This window comes from Streptomyces sp. NRRL WC-3618 (assembly GCF_001280005.1).
In the GTDB taxonomy this organism is placed as follows: Bacteria; Actinomycetota; Actinomycetes; order Streptomycetales; family Streptomycetaceae; genus Streptomyces.
Map to the genome: position 1 here is coordinate 37,007 of NZ_LGDW01000016.1, position 13,637 is coordinate 50,643.

Below are 13,637 nucleotides of genomic sequence, written 5' to 3' on the forward strand. Positions count from 1 at the left end.
AACGAGCGGTTTGAGGGCATTGCCTGTCGGCGACGACGCACTGCTGGTCGAGCTGCCCTCCGGCGAGCAGGCCCAGGCCCTGCACGCGGAACTGCTGCGCCGCCGCGCGGAGGGCACCCTGGCCGTTCGGGAGATCGTCCCGGCGGCCCGTACGGTCCTGCTGGACGGCCTCGCCGACCCCGTCCGGCTGGCGTCCGAACTGACCGCCTCCGACGTGCCCCCGGCGCTCCCGGAGACCCAGGAGATCATCGAACTCCGGGTGCGCTACGACGGCCCGGACCTCGCCGACGTGGCCGCGCTGTGGGGCGTGTCCGAACACGACGTGGCGCGCATTCACGCGGACACCGAGTTCCGGGTCGCCTTCTGCGGTTTCGCACCCGGCTTCGGCTACCTCACCGGTCTCCCGGAGCGCTACCACGTACCGCGCCGGGCCACCCCGCGGACGTCCGTCCCGGCCGGTGCGGTGGGGCTGGCGGGCCCGTACACGGGCGTGTACCCGCGTTCCTCGCCGGGCGGCTGGCAGCTGATCGGTACGACGGACGCGGTCCTGTGGGACCACGCGCGCGTGCCGGCCGCGCTGCTCGCGCCGGGCACCCGGGTCCGTTTCGTCCCGGTGGGCCGCCGATGACGGATCGCGCGCTCCTCGTCGTACGGGCGGGGGCGCTGACCACTGTGCAGGACCTGGGGCGTCCCGGGTACGCCCATCTCGGGGTGCCTCTGTCCGGTGCCCTGGACGCGCCGACGGCCGCGCTCGTCAACCGGCTGGTCGGCAACCCGGCCAAGGCGGCCGTCCTGGAGACCACTCTCGACGGCTGCACCCTGCGCCCCCGTTGCCCGGTCACCGTCGCGGTCGGGGGCGCCCCCTGTCCCGTCACGGTCGACGGCCGCCCGGTGGCCTGGGGCGCGGCGGTGTGGGTGCCCGCCGGTGCGCTGCTGGACATCGGGACGGCCGTGTCCGGCGTACGCGCTTATGTGGCCGTCTCCGGCGGAGTCGCCGTCGAGCGGGTGCTCGGCAGCCGCTCCACCGACCTGCTGTCCGGTCTGGGGCCGCCGCCGCTGGCGGACGGCGCGGTGCTGCCCCTGGGGAACGTGATCGGCGGGCACGCACGCGTGGACGTCGTCCCGCAACCGGCGCCCCCTGCCGGACTCGTGCTCCGGGTGACCATGGGTCCACGCGACGACTGGTTCACGCCGGCCGCTCTTCGGGTCTTCACCACGTCCGCGTACCGGGTCTCCTCCGCGAGCAACCGGATCGGGCTGCGCACGGAAGGCCCTTCCCTGGAGCGGGCCTTCTCCGGCGAACTCCCCAGTGAGGGCATGGTCCTGGGCGCGGTCCAGGTGCCCCCGGACGGCAGGCCGGTGGTCTTCCTCGCCGACCATCCGACCACCGGTGGCTATCCGGTGATCGCGGTCGTACGCACCCCGGATCTGCGCGCCGCCGCCCAGGCGACGCCGGGCACACCGGTCCGTTTCGTTTCCGTACGCCGCCACTGAGCCCGCCGAGCCGGTCCGGCGGCCGGACGCGCCGAGCCCGCGCTCGCCCGTGCCCGGCCGGCGCCGTAGCGGCCTTCCGACACGGTCCGCCGGGCAGGCCTACGCCACGTCCGGCCCGGCCCGGTGCTCCGCCACCGACAGGGCGGCCAGGGCGGCCGCCACGGCGTGGGACGCCCCGAGGTCGAGGCGGGCGCTGGTGCCCCGCGCGCGGTGGCGGATCTCCTGGGCGGCGAGTCTGAGGAGCTGCGGCAGCAGGTCGGTGCACCGCCGCGCCACCCAGCCCGTGCCCGCGGTGGCCAGCCAGCGCAGGCTGGCCGACCGGGTGGGCGCGGGATGGTCCGGTGCGGCCGACGGACCCGGCCCGCCGACGACGCCCGACTCCGCGAGGAGCGCGTGGAAGCGGACCGCGAGCTGTCGGTGCCCCCGCTCGCCTGGATGCAGCCGGTCCGCGCTCCACATCTCGCGTTCGCTGAGCCACTCGCCCTCGGCGGCGTGCAGATGCACGGCCCCGTACCGCTCGGACAGCGCGTGGACGACTGTGTTGACCGCCCGCTGCCGCCGGGCCAGCGGGTTCGCCAGGACGCCGGGCAGTCCCAGCATCGCCCCGGGGTCGGGCAGGCAGGCCGTGAGCAGGAGGGCGCCCCGCTCGGTGAAGGCCGCGTACACCTCGTCCAGCCGGGCGGCCACCGCGTGGATGTCGAAGGTGCGGCGCAGGGTGTCGTTCACCCCGATGACGACCGACACGACGTCGGGTTCCAGGGCGAGGCCGGCGGGCGTCTGCCGTTCCAGCACCTCGCGCGTCTGTGCCCCGCTGACCGCGAGGTTGACGAACTCCACCGGCGCGTCGCCGAACCCACCGGCGAGCAGCGCGGCCCAGCCGCGCCATCTACCGTCCACGGGATCGCCCACGCCCTCGGTCAGCGAGTCGCCGAGCGCCACGAACCGCAGCGGTCTCATCCGACACCCTCCGGTACGACGGGCCGCGCGGGCGAGTCGTCGGCGGACAGCACCGCCGCGTCGTGGGCCGCGAGGAACGCCTCCACCGCGGCGGGCCACCCGAAGCACTCCGCACGCGCGCGTGCGTTCTCCCGGCGCTCACGCTCGGGCCGCTCCAGCAGCAGGCGTATGGCGTCCGCGAAGGCCCCGCCGTCGTCGGCCGCGACGGCCCCGGCCGACCCGATCACCTCGGGCAGCGCGGAGGACGCGCTGACGACCACGGGTGTCCCGCAGGCCATCGCCTCCAGCGCGGCGAGACCGAACGTTTCCGCGGGCCCGGGTGCGAGGCACACGTCGGCGGACGCCTGGAGCCCGCCGAGCAGTGCCCGGTCGGCGACGTGCCCGAGGAAGACGGCCGGCAGCCCCCGGTCGCGCGCCCGCTGCTCCATCCGGGCCCGCAGCGGCCCGTCACCGGCGACCACCAGTCGCGCCCGCTGTCCGCGCCGCAGCAGCGCCTCCAGGGCGTCCAGGGCCGTGCCGGGTCGCTTCTCTACGGACAGCCGGGAGCACATCACGAGGAGCACCTCGTCCTCGCGCGCGTGCCCGGCGCGCAACGCCGGGTCCCGCAGCGAGGGGTGCCGCCGCACCAGGTCGACGCCCAGCGGGGCCCGTACGACATTGCGCGCGCCGATCCGCACGAACTCCCGCTCGGCGAACTCGGTGGTGCACACCACGCGCGCGTAGGTGTGTGCCGTACGGACGTTGAGGGCGTCGGCGGCGCGCCGGGAGAGGTTCTCCGACAGGCCCCAGGTGCGCAGGACGCCGTCGGCTGTCTCGTGGGAGACCATCACCGCGGGGACGCGTGCCCGGCGCGCCCACCTGCCGGTCCAGCGCAGCGTCGTCCGGTCGGACACCTCCAGGCGGTCCGGCGCGAGGTCCTCCAGAAGGGCGGCGACGCGCCGCTTGTCGGTGAGGACGCGGTAGCCGCCGGTGCCGGGGAGCAGCGGGCCGGGCAGGGTGATCACCCGCCCCTGTTCGGTGTCACGGTCGCTCGCCCGGTCACCGGGCACGACCAGGACGGGCTCGTGTCCGGCCGCGCGGTATCCGGTGCCGAGTTCGCGCAGCGCGGTGCGCAGGCCGCCCGAGGAGGGGGCGACGAAGTTCGCCAGCCGGACGATGCGCAACGGTCCGCTCGTGCGGCCGGTGGCCTCGCCGGTCATGCGGCCACCACCGTCCGCGCGGTGAGGATGTCGGCGTAGTGCCCGACGAGCTGGTCGCCGACCGCCGCCCAGGTGCGGCCCTCGACCATGGCCCGGGAGGCGGCGCCGTACACGGCCCGCAGGCCCGGGTCGCCGGCCAGGGACCACACCGCGTCCCGGACGGCGGCCGCGTCGCGCGGCGGGACGAGCAGGCCGGTGCGCCCGTGGGCCACCAGGTCCAGCGGTCCGCCCGCGGCCGGCGCGACGACGGGCACGCCGCTCGCCATGGCCTCCTGCACGGTCTGGCAGAAGGTCTCGAACGGGCCGGTGTGCGCGAAGACGTCCAGCGAGGCGAAGATCCGGGCGAGTTCGTCACCTGTACGGCGGCCCAGGAAGACCGCTCCCGGCAGCTGCTCGCGCAGTCCCGGCTCGCTGGGTCCGTCGCCCACGACGACGACCCGTACGCCGTCCAGGCCGCAGACCCCGGCGAGGAGTTCGACCTGCTTCTCGGGGGCGAGCCGGCCGACGTAGCCGACGATCACCTCACCGTTCGGGGCGAGCTCGCGGCGTATGGCCTCGTCCCGGAGTTCGGGGCGGAAGCGCGCGGTGTCCACGCCGCGCTGCCACAGCTTCACCCGGGGCACGCCGTGCGACTCCAGGTCGTGCAGGGCCGCGCTGGACGGCGCGAGGGTGAGGTCGGCGGCGGCGTGGACGGAGCGGATGCGGCGCCAGGCGGCCGCCTCGCCCGCGTGGACGTATGTGCGGGCGTAGCCGGCCAGGTCGGTCTGGTAGACGGCCACGGCGGGGATACCGAGCCGGGCGGCGGCGGCCATGCCGCGTACGCCGAGGATGAAGGGACTGGCCAGGTGGACGAGGTCCGCGCGGTGCTCGGTGATCGCGGCGGCGACGCGTCGGCTGGGGAGGGCGACGCGGACCTGGGGGTAGCCGGGGAGCGGTAGGGAGGGGACACGGATGACGGGGCACGGCGCCGAGGCGTCGGGCCCGTTCCCGTTCCCGGCGGCGGTGGCCGGGGCGACGACGAGGGGAACGTGACCGCGATCGACGAGGTGCCGGGCGGTCTGGAGCGCGCAGTGGGCCACGCCGTTCACATCGGGGGGAAAGGATTCGGTCACGATGACGACACGCATAAGGGTGTTGTCGCCGTACTGGACGTGCCCTCGTCAACGTCGATCTGTCCGGCCGGGAAACGTCCCATGAGCGTTGCGCACCGCCCCCTCGCAGGTCGGCGCGCGTCCACACGCTCATGATCCCCGGGTCATCCCCCGTTCATACAGCGGTGCTGTCGGGCCCGATCCGGCTTCGTACGGCTGTCTGGACTTCGGCTTCCTCGGCCGGGTCGGCGGCGAGTCTGCGCAGTTGGTCGACGACCCTGGCGTCGCCGGTCTCGGCGTGCCGGGCGGCTACCTCTCTGGTGGTCTCCTCGCAGTCCCACAGGCATTCGACAGCGAAGCCCGCGGCGAAGGAGGGGTCGGTGGCGGCGAGGGCCCGGGCGGCCCGGCCGCGCAGATGGGACGAGGCGGTCTCGCGGTAGATGTGGCGCAGTACGGGGGCCGCGCAGACGATGCCGAGCCGCCCCGCGCCGTCCACGAGAGTCCACAGGGTCGGTGCGTCGGGTCCTTCGCCCCGTACGGCCTCCCTGATCGCGCCGAGGACGAGGTCTCTGTCCCGGGTGCCGCCCAGGCAGGCGAGCATCCGGCCGGCGGCGGCGCCCAGCGGGTCGGGCCGGTGGACCCACCCGCGCGCGCGGTCCACAGCGGCGATACTGCGCATACGTTCGAATGCGTCGACGGCGGCCTCCACGACGGCCGTCGAGCCGTCGGCGACCGCGCCCTCGATCAGCTCGAGGGCATCGGGATCGTTGCCGTCCGCGAGATAGCGCAGAGCCGTACATCGGGCGCCGTCGCCACCATTGCGGGCCGCCTCCACGATCTCGGGCCGGTCCTCCGGGCCCGCCACAGCCGTCAGGCAACGAGCGGCGGGCACATGAAGCACGGCGCCGCGGTCGATGCCCTGCTGGGCCCACTCGAAGACGGCCCGCACACTCCAGCCCGGGCGGGGCCCGGACGGCCGCATCTGGCGTTGCCAGCGGTCGAAGCAGCCGGTCTCCTGGGCGGCACGCACGCGCGTGGAGATCGATTCGCGCGGATCGTCGGCCCACAGCCGCCAGGGCCGGGGCTCGAAGGCGTCGCGCACGACGGCGGCGAGTTCGGCCTCACCCTCCGCGTCGGGGGCGAAGCGTGCCAGCACCGGGGCGGCGAGGGCGCGCAGCCCGGCGTCGTCGTCCCTGAGCGCCAGTTCGTCCAGTGCCCAGGCCCAGCCGGTGCCGGTGGCGGCGTACCTGCGCAGCAGTTCGAGCGCGTCCCGCCTGCCGTAGGAGGCGAGGTGGCCGAGGACCGCGAGGGCGAGCCCGGTGCGTGACTCGTCGGTGTCGAGGATGTCCTCGGCGTCGAAGAGATGGGCCTCGATCGCGTCGAGCTCGCCGTGGAGGTCGAGATAGAGACGGGCGTAGTAAAGGGAGCGGTTCTCCACCTGCCAGTCGTGGCGGGGGTCGTGGAGCACGCAGTGGTTCAGCGCCGCGAGCGCGTCGGCCCGCGGTGCGGTGAGCGCGTGCAGCGTGCCGTCGCCGCGGCCCCTCTGGAGCAGGCCGAGCAGCGTACCGCTGGGCGCTATGACCGGATCGAACATGGGAAACAGCCTCACATCAAGCGTCGACGCAACCGGGATCTTGCTTTACCTGGCCGCGTGACAACACGTCGGAGCGCCCGCCGTTTCCTGCTTGCTGTAGACCATCTTCCTCTGCCTCTCGTAGGTGGGCCCACGCGGACCGCCTCACGGCCCGCGCGGTGCGGCAACTTCTGCCCGGCCATGGCGTCCGTGAATCACGACGTCATGATGACCCGGCTGTTCAAGCTGCCGCGACCGTATTTCCGGCGGCCCCGTTCCGCCTCCCCCGTTTTCCGTGTCGTAGCTGGTCAGTGTGTACGGCTCAGTGCGCGCCGAACAGCTCCAGCAGTTCCGTCTTGCCGAACATCCTGGCGGTGTCGACGGCCGAGGGCATGCCCTCGGCCGGGTTGGCTCCGCCCTCCAGGAGAGCCTGGATGACGTCCTGCGCACCCTTGAAAACCGCCCCGGCGAGCGGGGTCTGGCCCCGGTCGTTGACCCGGTCCCCGTCGGCACCGCGCGCGAGAAGCGCCCGGACCGCGTCGGCGTGGCCGTGGTAGGCGGCGAGCATCACCAGGGAGTCGCCGCGGTCGTTGGTGAGGTCGGCCGGCACGCCCGCGTCCACGTACTCCACGAGCGCCTCGGTCTGCCCCTGCCGGGCCAGATCGAAGATCTTGGTCGCCAGCTCCACGACCTCGGGGTCGGGGGCTTCGCTCATCGGCCGGACCACCTCTCGTTACAACCGTACGGGTGAATCGTCAGCGTACTGGCTCGGCGGGCACATGACCCGACGTCTCCGCGGCAAAGATCAGCACGCCCGAACGGCAACGAATGACACCAAACAACTCCGCCGACCGAGTGAAATATGCCGAAATACACCCGATTGCACCTTTTATCGTATAGATACATGCGGTGATCCTGGAAGAACTCACGGTGACTGTCCCCACCACACCAGGAGATCCTCATGATCCTCTCCATGTCAGGCGTCGTTCTGCTCGGCATCATCGTCTTCCTCTTCTTCAAGAAGGACGGCCTCAAGGGGTCGCACGCCTTCGTCGCCGCGCTGTTCGGCTTCTACCTCGCGAGCACCGCCATCGCGCCGAGCATCAAGGCCGGCGGCGAGAGCCTGGCGAGCCTCCTAGGCGGAATCAAGTTCTGACGTCCTCCCGCCCGCACGCACACCCCAGGAGACAGCAGTGGCCCGGCGCCCCCTCCCCCGCATCCTGAGCAACGGCAGCGCACAGATCGCCCGGAGCCGGGATCTGGCCCGGACCGCGGCCGACAGCGCCACCGACGTCCTCCACCCGCTGATCACGATCAGCCGGGGTCTGCGCCGACTGGCCTCGGCCGGGCGGCGCAGATGGGCGGACACGCCCAAGGACAACCGCGGGCCACTGCTGTTCATGGTGGCCTCGATGATCCTGGTCGTGGCCCTCGTGCCGTACGGCCCGCTGCTCGCCGTCATCTCGGTGATGGCGGCAGCGGCCTGGCACGGCCGGGACCGCGCCCCGGCGGAGCCGGAAGGCCCCGACGAGACCCAGACCGAACGCCTCAAGTCCCTGTACGAGGCACTGGTGCCCTATTTCGCGAGCCCCGACGACCCCGACCCCCTCTACGCCCACGGCGGCGACTGGGAGAAGACCTTTCCCGCATACGAGTTCGACGGCACCGGCCGCGTCTCGCACCTGACGGTGCGCTACCCGGCGTACTTCACCGACGGCGAGGCCGCCTCCCGCGCACGGATCGAGCAGCTGCTGCACGCCAAGTCGGGCCGTGGCCGGGAGTACCACTTCGCGTGGGACGAGGAGGGCAACGAGCTCTCGGTCACCGTCCTGCCGCCCCTCCCGACCGACATCGCCGCGCAGCGCTTCGTCACGTCCCCCGGCGAGACGGTGCTCGGCTTCACCGACCCCACCGAGGTACAGCGCACGCTCCCCCTCAGCCATGGCGAGGAGCGGCGCGACGTCCCGCCGGTCGTCTGGCGCACCGGCCCCCGCTCCACCGAACCGCACCTCCTGGTGATGGGCGAGCCCGGCACCGGCACCACGACACTCCTGCGCTCGATCGCCCTCCAGGCCCTCCAGTACGGCGATGTCGTGATCGTCGACGGCAACGGCACCGGCGAGTACGCGTGCCTGACCGGCCGGGACGGCGTACTGGCCATCGAGTGCGCCCCGGCCGGAGCCCTGGCGAGCCTCGAATGGGCCGCCCACGAAACGGAACGGCGGCTGATCGCGGCCAACCGGGCCCGCCAGGCCGGTCAGCCGCTCCCCGACGACACCCGACGCCCGCTCTGGCTCCTCCTCGACCGCCCCGGCGCCCTCGCCCACCTGGCCGCCGCCGACGGCCGCCCCGACCCCCAGTCCGCGCTCCAGGTCCCCCTGCGGCACGGCCGGGCGGCGAACGTCACGGTCGTGATCGCGGAACAGTTCGACAGCGCGGACACCCTGAGCGACGCCGTACGGCAGCACACACGCGCGCGTGTCGTCCTCGGGCCCGCTTCCCGCACCCAGCTGGAAGCGGTCCTGGGCGCGCCGCCGCACACGACACCGGTGCCGCTCATGCCCCCGGGCCGCGGCTACGCCCGGCTGGGCACCGGCCCGGTCCTCCGCCTCCAGGTCCCGGCCACCCCGGACCCCCACGACGACGCGACGAGCGACGCGCAGCGCCAGGCGGTTCTGGAGTTGCTGCCGCCGAGGTCGGCCCAGGTACTGGTGAAGCAGGAACAGGAACCGGTGGCCTGACGATCAGGCCACGAACGTACGGGGGGACTCGGCGCCCCCCGACCCCCCGCTCGCCACGATCCGCGCGGCGGCGGCCAACCGGGCGGCCGCCTCGTCGGCCACCGCTCCCCCGACCGTGAACGGCAACCGCACATACCCCTCGAACGCGCCGTCGACCCCGAACCGCGGCCCCGACGGCACCCGCACCCCCACCCGTTCCCCCACCTCGGCGAGCCGTGAACCCGACAGCCCACCCGTACGGACCCACAGCGTGAGCCCGCCCCTGGGCACCGTGAACTCCCAGTCCGGCAGCTCCCGTCGTACCGCCGCGACCAGCGCGTCCCGGTTGTCCCGGGCCTGTTCCCGCCGCATCGCGACCGCCTCTTCCCAGCCACCCGTGCTCAGCAACCAGTTGATCGCCAGTTGTTCGAGTACGGGCGTGCCGAGGTCCGCGTAGGCGCGCGCGGCGACGAGGCTGCGGATCACGTCGGGAGCCGCCCGCACCCAGCCGATGCGCATCCCCGCCCAGAAGGCCTTGCTGGCCGAACCCACGGTGATGACCGTCGACCCGGCGGGGTCGAAACCGCACACCGGGCGGGGCATCTCGACCTCCGGCTCCAGCCACAGTTCGGTCATCGTCTCGTCGGCGACGAGCACCGTGCCCGCCGACCGGGCCGCGTCCACGAGTTGCCTGCGCTGGTCCTCGTCGGCGAGCGCGCCGGTGGGGTTGTGGAAGTCGGCGACGACGTACGCGATCCGGGGCGCGGCCTCACGCAGCACCTGGCGCCAGCGGTCCAGGTCCCAGCCGGCGAGCCCCTCGGCCATCGCGACGGGCACGAGCCGGGCGCCCGCCTCCCGCATGAGCTGCAGGATGTTGGCGTACGAGGGCGACTCCACGGCGATGCGCTCGCCCCGGCCGGCGAACAGATGACAGATCGCGTCGATGGCGCCCATGGCGCCGGTGGTCACCATGATCTGTTCGGGCATGGTGGGGATCCCGCGCGCGGTGTACCGCTCGGCGATCATCGCGCGCAGCGCGGGCAGACCGGCCGGGTAGTCGCCGTGCGTGTGCGCGTACGGGGGCAGTTCCTCCAGGGCGCCCTGGACGGCACGGGTGAGCCACGGCTCGGGCGCGGGCAGGGCCGCCGTACCGAGGTCGATCACCGAGCCGAGGGCCTCGGGGGGCAGGGGTTCGAGCCCGCGCGCGGGAAGTGGGTTACCCGCGGGTACGGCGGTCCAGCTGCCCGCGCCGCGCCGGGACTCCAGGAAGCCTTCGGCGCGCAATGCCTCGTAGGCGGCGGCGACCGTGGTGCGGCTGACGGAGAGGGAGAGGGCAAGTTCGCGTTCGGCGGGCAGCCGGGCGGCGACCGGCACCCTGCCCTCCAGCACCAGCAGCCGAATGCCGTCGGCGAGTGAACGGTAGGCGGGCGGGCGGCGGGTGCCGGGCCCCGCGGGGCGGTCCTGCTGGGAGGTGAGCAGCCGGGCGAGCTGCGCGGTACCCACCGCCGAAGTCCACTGCACCATGCAGATCAGTCCACCTTCCCCGAATTGGCCATGGATGCGATCCGATCCCGAGCCACAGGGTGTCATGTGCCAGGCCACTACCACCACAGGGGGCAGCTCGTGAGTTCGTTGTCAGCGCCGGATCGTCTCGGCAGACGGTTGGTCCAGCTCTACACCGGTCTCGCCCTGTACGGCGCCAGCTCGGCCCTGCTCGTCGAGTCGGGCCTCGGCCTGGAGCCCTGGAACGTGCTGCACCAGGGGCTGGCCGAACTGACCGGCCTGACGATCGGCGTCGTGTCGATCTTCGTGGGCGCCGCCGTGCTGCTTCTGTGGATCCCGCTGCGCCAGCGCCCGGGTCTCGGCACGGTCTCGAACGTCTTCGTCGTCGGTCTCGCCATGGACGGCACGCTCGCCCTGGTCCCCGGCACACACGGCCTCACGGCCCGCGTCGCGCTCCTGGTGGCGGGCATCGTCCTCAACGGCGTGGCCACCGGCCTGTACATCGCGGCGAGCTTCGGCCCGGGCCCGCGCGACGGCCTGATGACGGGCCTGCACCGGCGCACCGGCCGCTCGATCCGGCTCGTCCGTACCGCGATCGAGCTGGCGGTGGTCGCGACGGGCTTCGCCCTGGGCGGCACGGTGGGGATCGGCACGGTGCTGTACGCGGTGGCCATCGGACCACTGGCCCAGCTGTTCCTTCGGGTGTTCGCCGCCCCGGCGGCATCGGACGGCAGCACGGCCGTTGCCACCGGTCAACCGGAAGAAGCCATACTGCGACCGTGACCACGCGGATACGTCATCCCTACCTCGACCATCCCGGCCCGATCCCCTTCGCCCACCGGGGCGGAGCCGCGACCGGGCTCGAGAACACGATGCTCCAGTTCCAGCAGGCCTCCGACGCGGGCTACCGCTACATGGAGGCCGACGTGCAGTGCACGGCGGACGGAAAACTCGTCACCTTCCACGACTCGACGCTGGACCGGGTGACGGACGCCAGCGGCCGGATCGCGGACCTCCCGTGGTCCGACGTGCGGCAAGCGCGCGTGCGGGGCAGCGAGCCGGTGCCCCTGTTTGAGGACCTGCTCGAGGCCCTCCCCGAGGCGCGCTGGAACATCGAACTCAAGTCCGACTCCGCACTGCTCCCGGTGCTGGACCTGATCGAGCGCAACGACTGCTGGGACCGGGTCTGTGTCGGTTCCTTCGACGAGGGACGGGTGGTGCGCGCCCAGCGGCTGGCCGGCCCGCGGCTGGCGACCTCGTACGGCGCCCGGGGCATCCTCGCCCTGCGGCTGCGCTCATGGGGCCTGCCGGCGGGGGTACGCGGATCCGCGGTCGCCGCACAGGTTCCGGAGTCCCAGTCGGGCATCCCCGTGGTCGACCGGAGCTTCCTGCGCGCCGCCCACGCGCGCGGGCTGCACGTGCATGTGTGGACGGTCAACGATCCCGACCGGATGCACCGGCTTCTGGACCTGGGAGTCGATGGCATCATGACCGATCACATCGACACGTTGCGCAAGGTTCTGCAGGACCGGGGCACCTGGTCCTGACTCCCCGCGCGCACCACCTCCACGGGGAAAGCGAGGGGCACGCGTGGGCACCGACACCGTGCGCGGCGAGACGGCCGACGAGACCGCCGGGCGCCGCCGCGAGCAGCGCGGCTGGTACTTCTACGACTGGGCCTGCTCCGTCTACTCGACGAGCGTGCTCAGCGTGTTCTTGGGCCCCTATCTGACGTCGGTCGCCAAGGCGGCGGCCGACCCGGACGGGTACGTGCATCCGCTGGGCATACCGGTCCGCGCCGGTTCGTTCTTCGCGTACTCGGTGTCCTTGTCGGTCATCGTGGCCGTGCTGGTCATGCCCCTGGTGGGCGCCGCCGCCGACCGCACCGGCCGCAAGAAGCACCTCCTGGCAACCGCCGCCTACGTGGGCGCCGCCGCGACGACGGGCATGTTCTTCCTGGACGGCGACCGCTATCTGCTCGGCGGGCTGCTGCTGGTCGTCGCGAACGCGGCCCAGTCCGTGTCGATGATGCTCTACAACTCCTATCTCCCCCACATCGCCACGGTCGAGGAGCGCGACGCGGTCTCCTCGCGCGGCTGGGCGTTCGGTTACGCGGCGGGCTCCCTGGTCCTCGTCGCCAATCTGGTGCTGTACACGGCCCACGACTCCTTCGGCCTCTCGGAGGGCATGGCCGTCCGCATCTGTCTTTCCTCGGCGGGCCTGTGGTGGGGCGCCTTCACCCTCGTACCGCTGCGCAGGCTCCGCGACCGCCGGGCCACCGCCGAGGAGGGCGTGCGGGAGGCCACCTCCCCGGGCCTCAGGCAGCTCGCGGCGACGGTCCGCGACATGCGCCGCCATCCGCTCACTCTCGCCTTCCTGCTCGCCTACCTCGTCTACAACGACGGCATCCAGACCGTGATCTCCCAGGCGTCGGTGTACGGCTCGGAGGAGCTCGGGCTCGGCCAGTCCACCCTCATCGGGGCGATTCTGCTGGTGCAGGTGCTGGCGGTGGCGGGCGCACTGGGGATGGGCCGGCTGGCCCGCTCGTACGGGGCCAAGCGGACGATTCTCGGATCGCTGGTGGCGTGGACGGTGACACTGGCGGCGGGGTATTTCCTGCCGGCCGGCGCGCCCGTCTGGTTCTTCGTCCTGGCCTCCGGGATCGGCCTGGTCCTCGGCGGCAGCCAGGCTCTGTCCCGGTCCCTGTTCTCCCATCTGGTGCCGCCCGGCAAAGAGGCCGAATACTTCTCGGCGTACGAGATGAGCGACCGCGGCATGAGCTGGCTCGGCCCGCTTCTGTTCGGGATCACCTACCAGCTGACCGGAAGCTACCGGGACGCGATCATCTCGCTCGTGGCCTTCTTCGTCATCGGGTTCGCGCTGCTGGCGAGGGTCCCGGTGGAGCGGGCGATTCGCGACGCGGGCAATCCCGTTCCCGAAAAGATTTAGCATCCGTGGCCAAAGAGCGGTAGTGTACGCCGTTGGCCTGCCAGGCGGACCGTTACTGCGCGTCAAAGATGACGAATCGCTGGGTGATATCTGCTTGCAGATGTGACAAAACGGGCGCTGGTGGGTACAACAAGGGGCGGCTACGACGGCG

The 13,637-nt window shown here is 72.9% G+C and carries 13 protein-coding genes; 7 read left to right on the forward strand and 6 right to left on the reverse strand.

Annotation, left to right across the window (positions count from 1 at the left end):
- Positions 1–10: 10 nt before the first annotated feature.
- Together pxpB and ADL01_RS03075 are read left to right on the forward strand one after the other, a co-directional pair.
- Positions 11–628 carry a 5-oxoprolinase subunit PxpB gene (gene pxpB / locus ADL01_RS03070; RefSeq protein ID WP_053740298.1) on the forward strand — a complete coding sequence of 206 codons (618 nt, stop codon included), beginning with the start codon at positions 11–13 and terminating at the stop codon, positions 626–628.
- Positions 625–1,494: a biotin-dependent carboxyltransferase family protein gene (locus ADL01_RS03075; RefSeq protein ID WP_053740299.1), complete on the forward strand. Its 870-nt coding sequence runs from the start codon at positions 625–627 to the stop codon at positions 1,492–1,494. Before pxpB ends, ADL01_RS03075 begins: the two co-directional genes overlap by 4 nt.
- A gap of 99 nt (positions 1,495–1,593) precedes the next feature.
- Here the strand turns inward: ADL01_RS03075 and ADL01_RS03080 are convergent, their stop codons facing one another.
- From ADL01_RS03080 to ADL01_RS47645, 5 genes are all read right to left on the reverse strand, one after another.
- Positions 1,594–2,451, reverse strand: a complete 858-nt coding sequence (locus ADL01_RS03080) for an SGNH/GDSL hydrolase family protein (protein ID WP_053740300.1) — start codon at positions 2,449–2,451, stop codon at positions 1,594–1,596.
- A complete protein-coding gene (locus ADL01_RS03085) occupies positions 2,448–3,650 on the reverse strand; it encodes a glycosyltransferase (protein WP_053740301.1) in 1,203 nt (400 codons plus the stop codon). The genes ADL01_RS03080 and ADL01_RS03085 overlap by 4 nt, the downstream gene beginning before the upstream one ends.
- Positions 3,647–4,777 (reverse strand): glycosyltransferase family 4 protein, encoded by a 1,131-nt coding sequence (locus tag ADL01_RS03090; protein WP_053740302.1) that lies wholly within the window; start codon positions 4,775–4,777, stop codon positions 3,647–3,649. The genes ADL01_RS03085 and ADL01_RS03090 overlap by 4 nt, the downstream gene beginning before the upstream one ends.
- 139 nt (positions 4,778–4,916) lie before the next feature.
- Entirely contained in the window at positions 4,917–6,335 is a 1,419-nt protein-coding gene (locus ADL01_RS03095; RefSeq protein WP_053740303.1) for a HEAT repeat domain-containing protein, read from the reverse strand.
- 301 nt (positions 6,336–6,636) lie between these two features.
- The gene (locus ADL01_RS47645) at positions 6,637–7,029 is read right to left on the reverse strand and encodes an ankyrin repeat domain-containing protein (RefSeq protein ID WP_053740304.1); all 393 of its coding nucleotides are present in this window, start codon (positions 7,027–7,029) and stop codon (positions 6,637–6,639) included.
- 246 nt (positions 7,030–7,275) lie between these two features.
- On the opposite strand from ADL01_RS47645, the gene ADL01_RS03105 reads away from it, so the two are divergent.
- Positions 7,276–7,470: a hypothetical protein gene (locus tag ADL01_RS03105; RefSeq protein ID WP_006377407.1), complete on the forward strand. Its 195-nt coding sequence runs from the start codon at positions 7,276–7,278 to the stop codon at positions 7,468–7,470.
- Positions 7,471–7,507: 37 nt separating this feature from the next.
- Positions 7,508–9,055 carry an ATP-binding protein gene (locus ADL01_RS03110; RefSeq protein WP_053740305.1) on the forward strand — a complete coding sequence of 516 codons (1,548 nt, stop codon included), beginning with the start codon at positions 7,508–7,510 and terminating at the stop codon, positions 9,053–9,055.
- A 3-nt stretch (positions 9,056–9,058) separates the two neighbouring features.
- Here the strand turns inward: ADL01_RS03110 and ADL01_RS03115 are convergent, their stop codons facing one another.
- The gene (locus ADL01_RS03115; RefSeq protein ID WP_053740306.1) at positions 9,059–10,558 is read right to left on the reverse strand and encodes a PLP-dependent aminotransferase family protein; all 1,500 of its coding nucleotides are present in this window, start codon (positions 10,556–10,558) and stop codon (positions 9,059–9,061) included.
- A gap of 108 nt (positions 10,559–10,666) precedes the next feature.
- On the opposite strand from ADL01_RS03115, the gene ADL01_RS03120 reads away from it, so the two are divergent.
- From ADL01_RS03120 to ADL01_RS03130, 3 genes are read left to right on the forward strand one after another with little or no spacing between them, the layout of a single operon-like run.
- Entirely contained in the window at positions 10,667–11,320 is a 654-nt protein-coding gene (locus tag ADL01_RS03120) for a YczE/YyaS/YitT family protein (RefSeq protein ID WP_053740307.1), read from the forward strand.
- Complete coding sequence (locus ADL01_RS03125) at positions 11,317–12,084, forward strand: glycerophosphodiester phosphodiesterase (protein ID WP_053740308.1); 768 nt, start codon at positions 11,317–11,319, stop codon at positions 12,082–12,084. Before ADL01_RS03120 ends, ADL01_RS03125 begins: the two co-directional genes overlap by 4 nt.
- A 43-nt stretch (positions 12,085–12,127) precedes the next feature.
- Positions 12,128–13,486 carry an MFS transporter gene (locus tag ADL01_RS03130; RefSeq protein ID WP_053740309.1) on the forward strand — a complete coding sequence of 453 codons (1,359 nt, stop codon included), beginning with the start codon at positions 12,128–12,130 and terminating at the stop codon, positions 13,484–13,486.
- Positions 13,487–13,637 lie beyond the last annotated feature (151 nt).

Bases quoted from the DNA above. Each gene is read 5' to 3' on its own strand.
- ADL01_RS03075 (WP_053740299.1), top strand. From the start codon at position 625: ATGACGGATCGCGCGCTCCTCGTCGTACGGGCGGGGGCGCTGACCACT.
- ADL01_RS03080 (WP_053740300.1), bottom strand. From the start codon at position 2,451: ATGAGACCGCTGCGGTTCGTGGCGCTCGGCGACTCGCTGACCGAGGGC.
- ADL01_RS03085 (WP_053740301.1), bottom strand. From the start codon at position 3,650: ATGACCGGCGAGGCCACCGGCCGCACGAGCGGACCGTTGCGCATCGTC.
- ADL01_RS03090 (WP_053740302.1), bottom strand. From the start codon at position 4,777: ATGCGTGTCGTCATCGTGACCGAATCCTTTCCCCCCGATGTGAACGGC.
- ADL01_RS03095 (WP_053740303.1), bottom strand. From the start codon at position 6,335: ATGTTCGATCCGGTCATAGCGCCCAGCGGTACGCTGCTCGGCCTGCTC.
- ADL01_RS47645 (WP_053740304.1), bottom strand. From the start codon at position 7,029: ATGAGCGAAGCCCCCGACCCCGAGGTCGTGGAGCTGGCGACCAAGATC.
- ADL01_RS03105 (WP_006377407.1), top strand. From the start codon at position 7,276: ATGATCCTCTCCATGTCAGGCGTCGTTCTGCTCGGCATCATCGTCTTC.
- ADL01_RS03115 (WP_053740306.1), bottom strand. From the start codon at position 10,558: ATGGTGCAGTGGACTTCGGCGGTGGGTACCGCGCAGCTCGCCCGGCTG.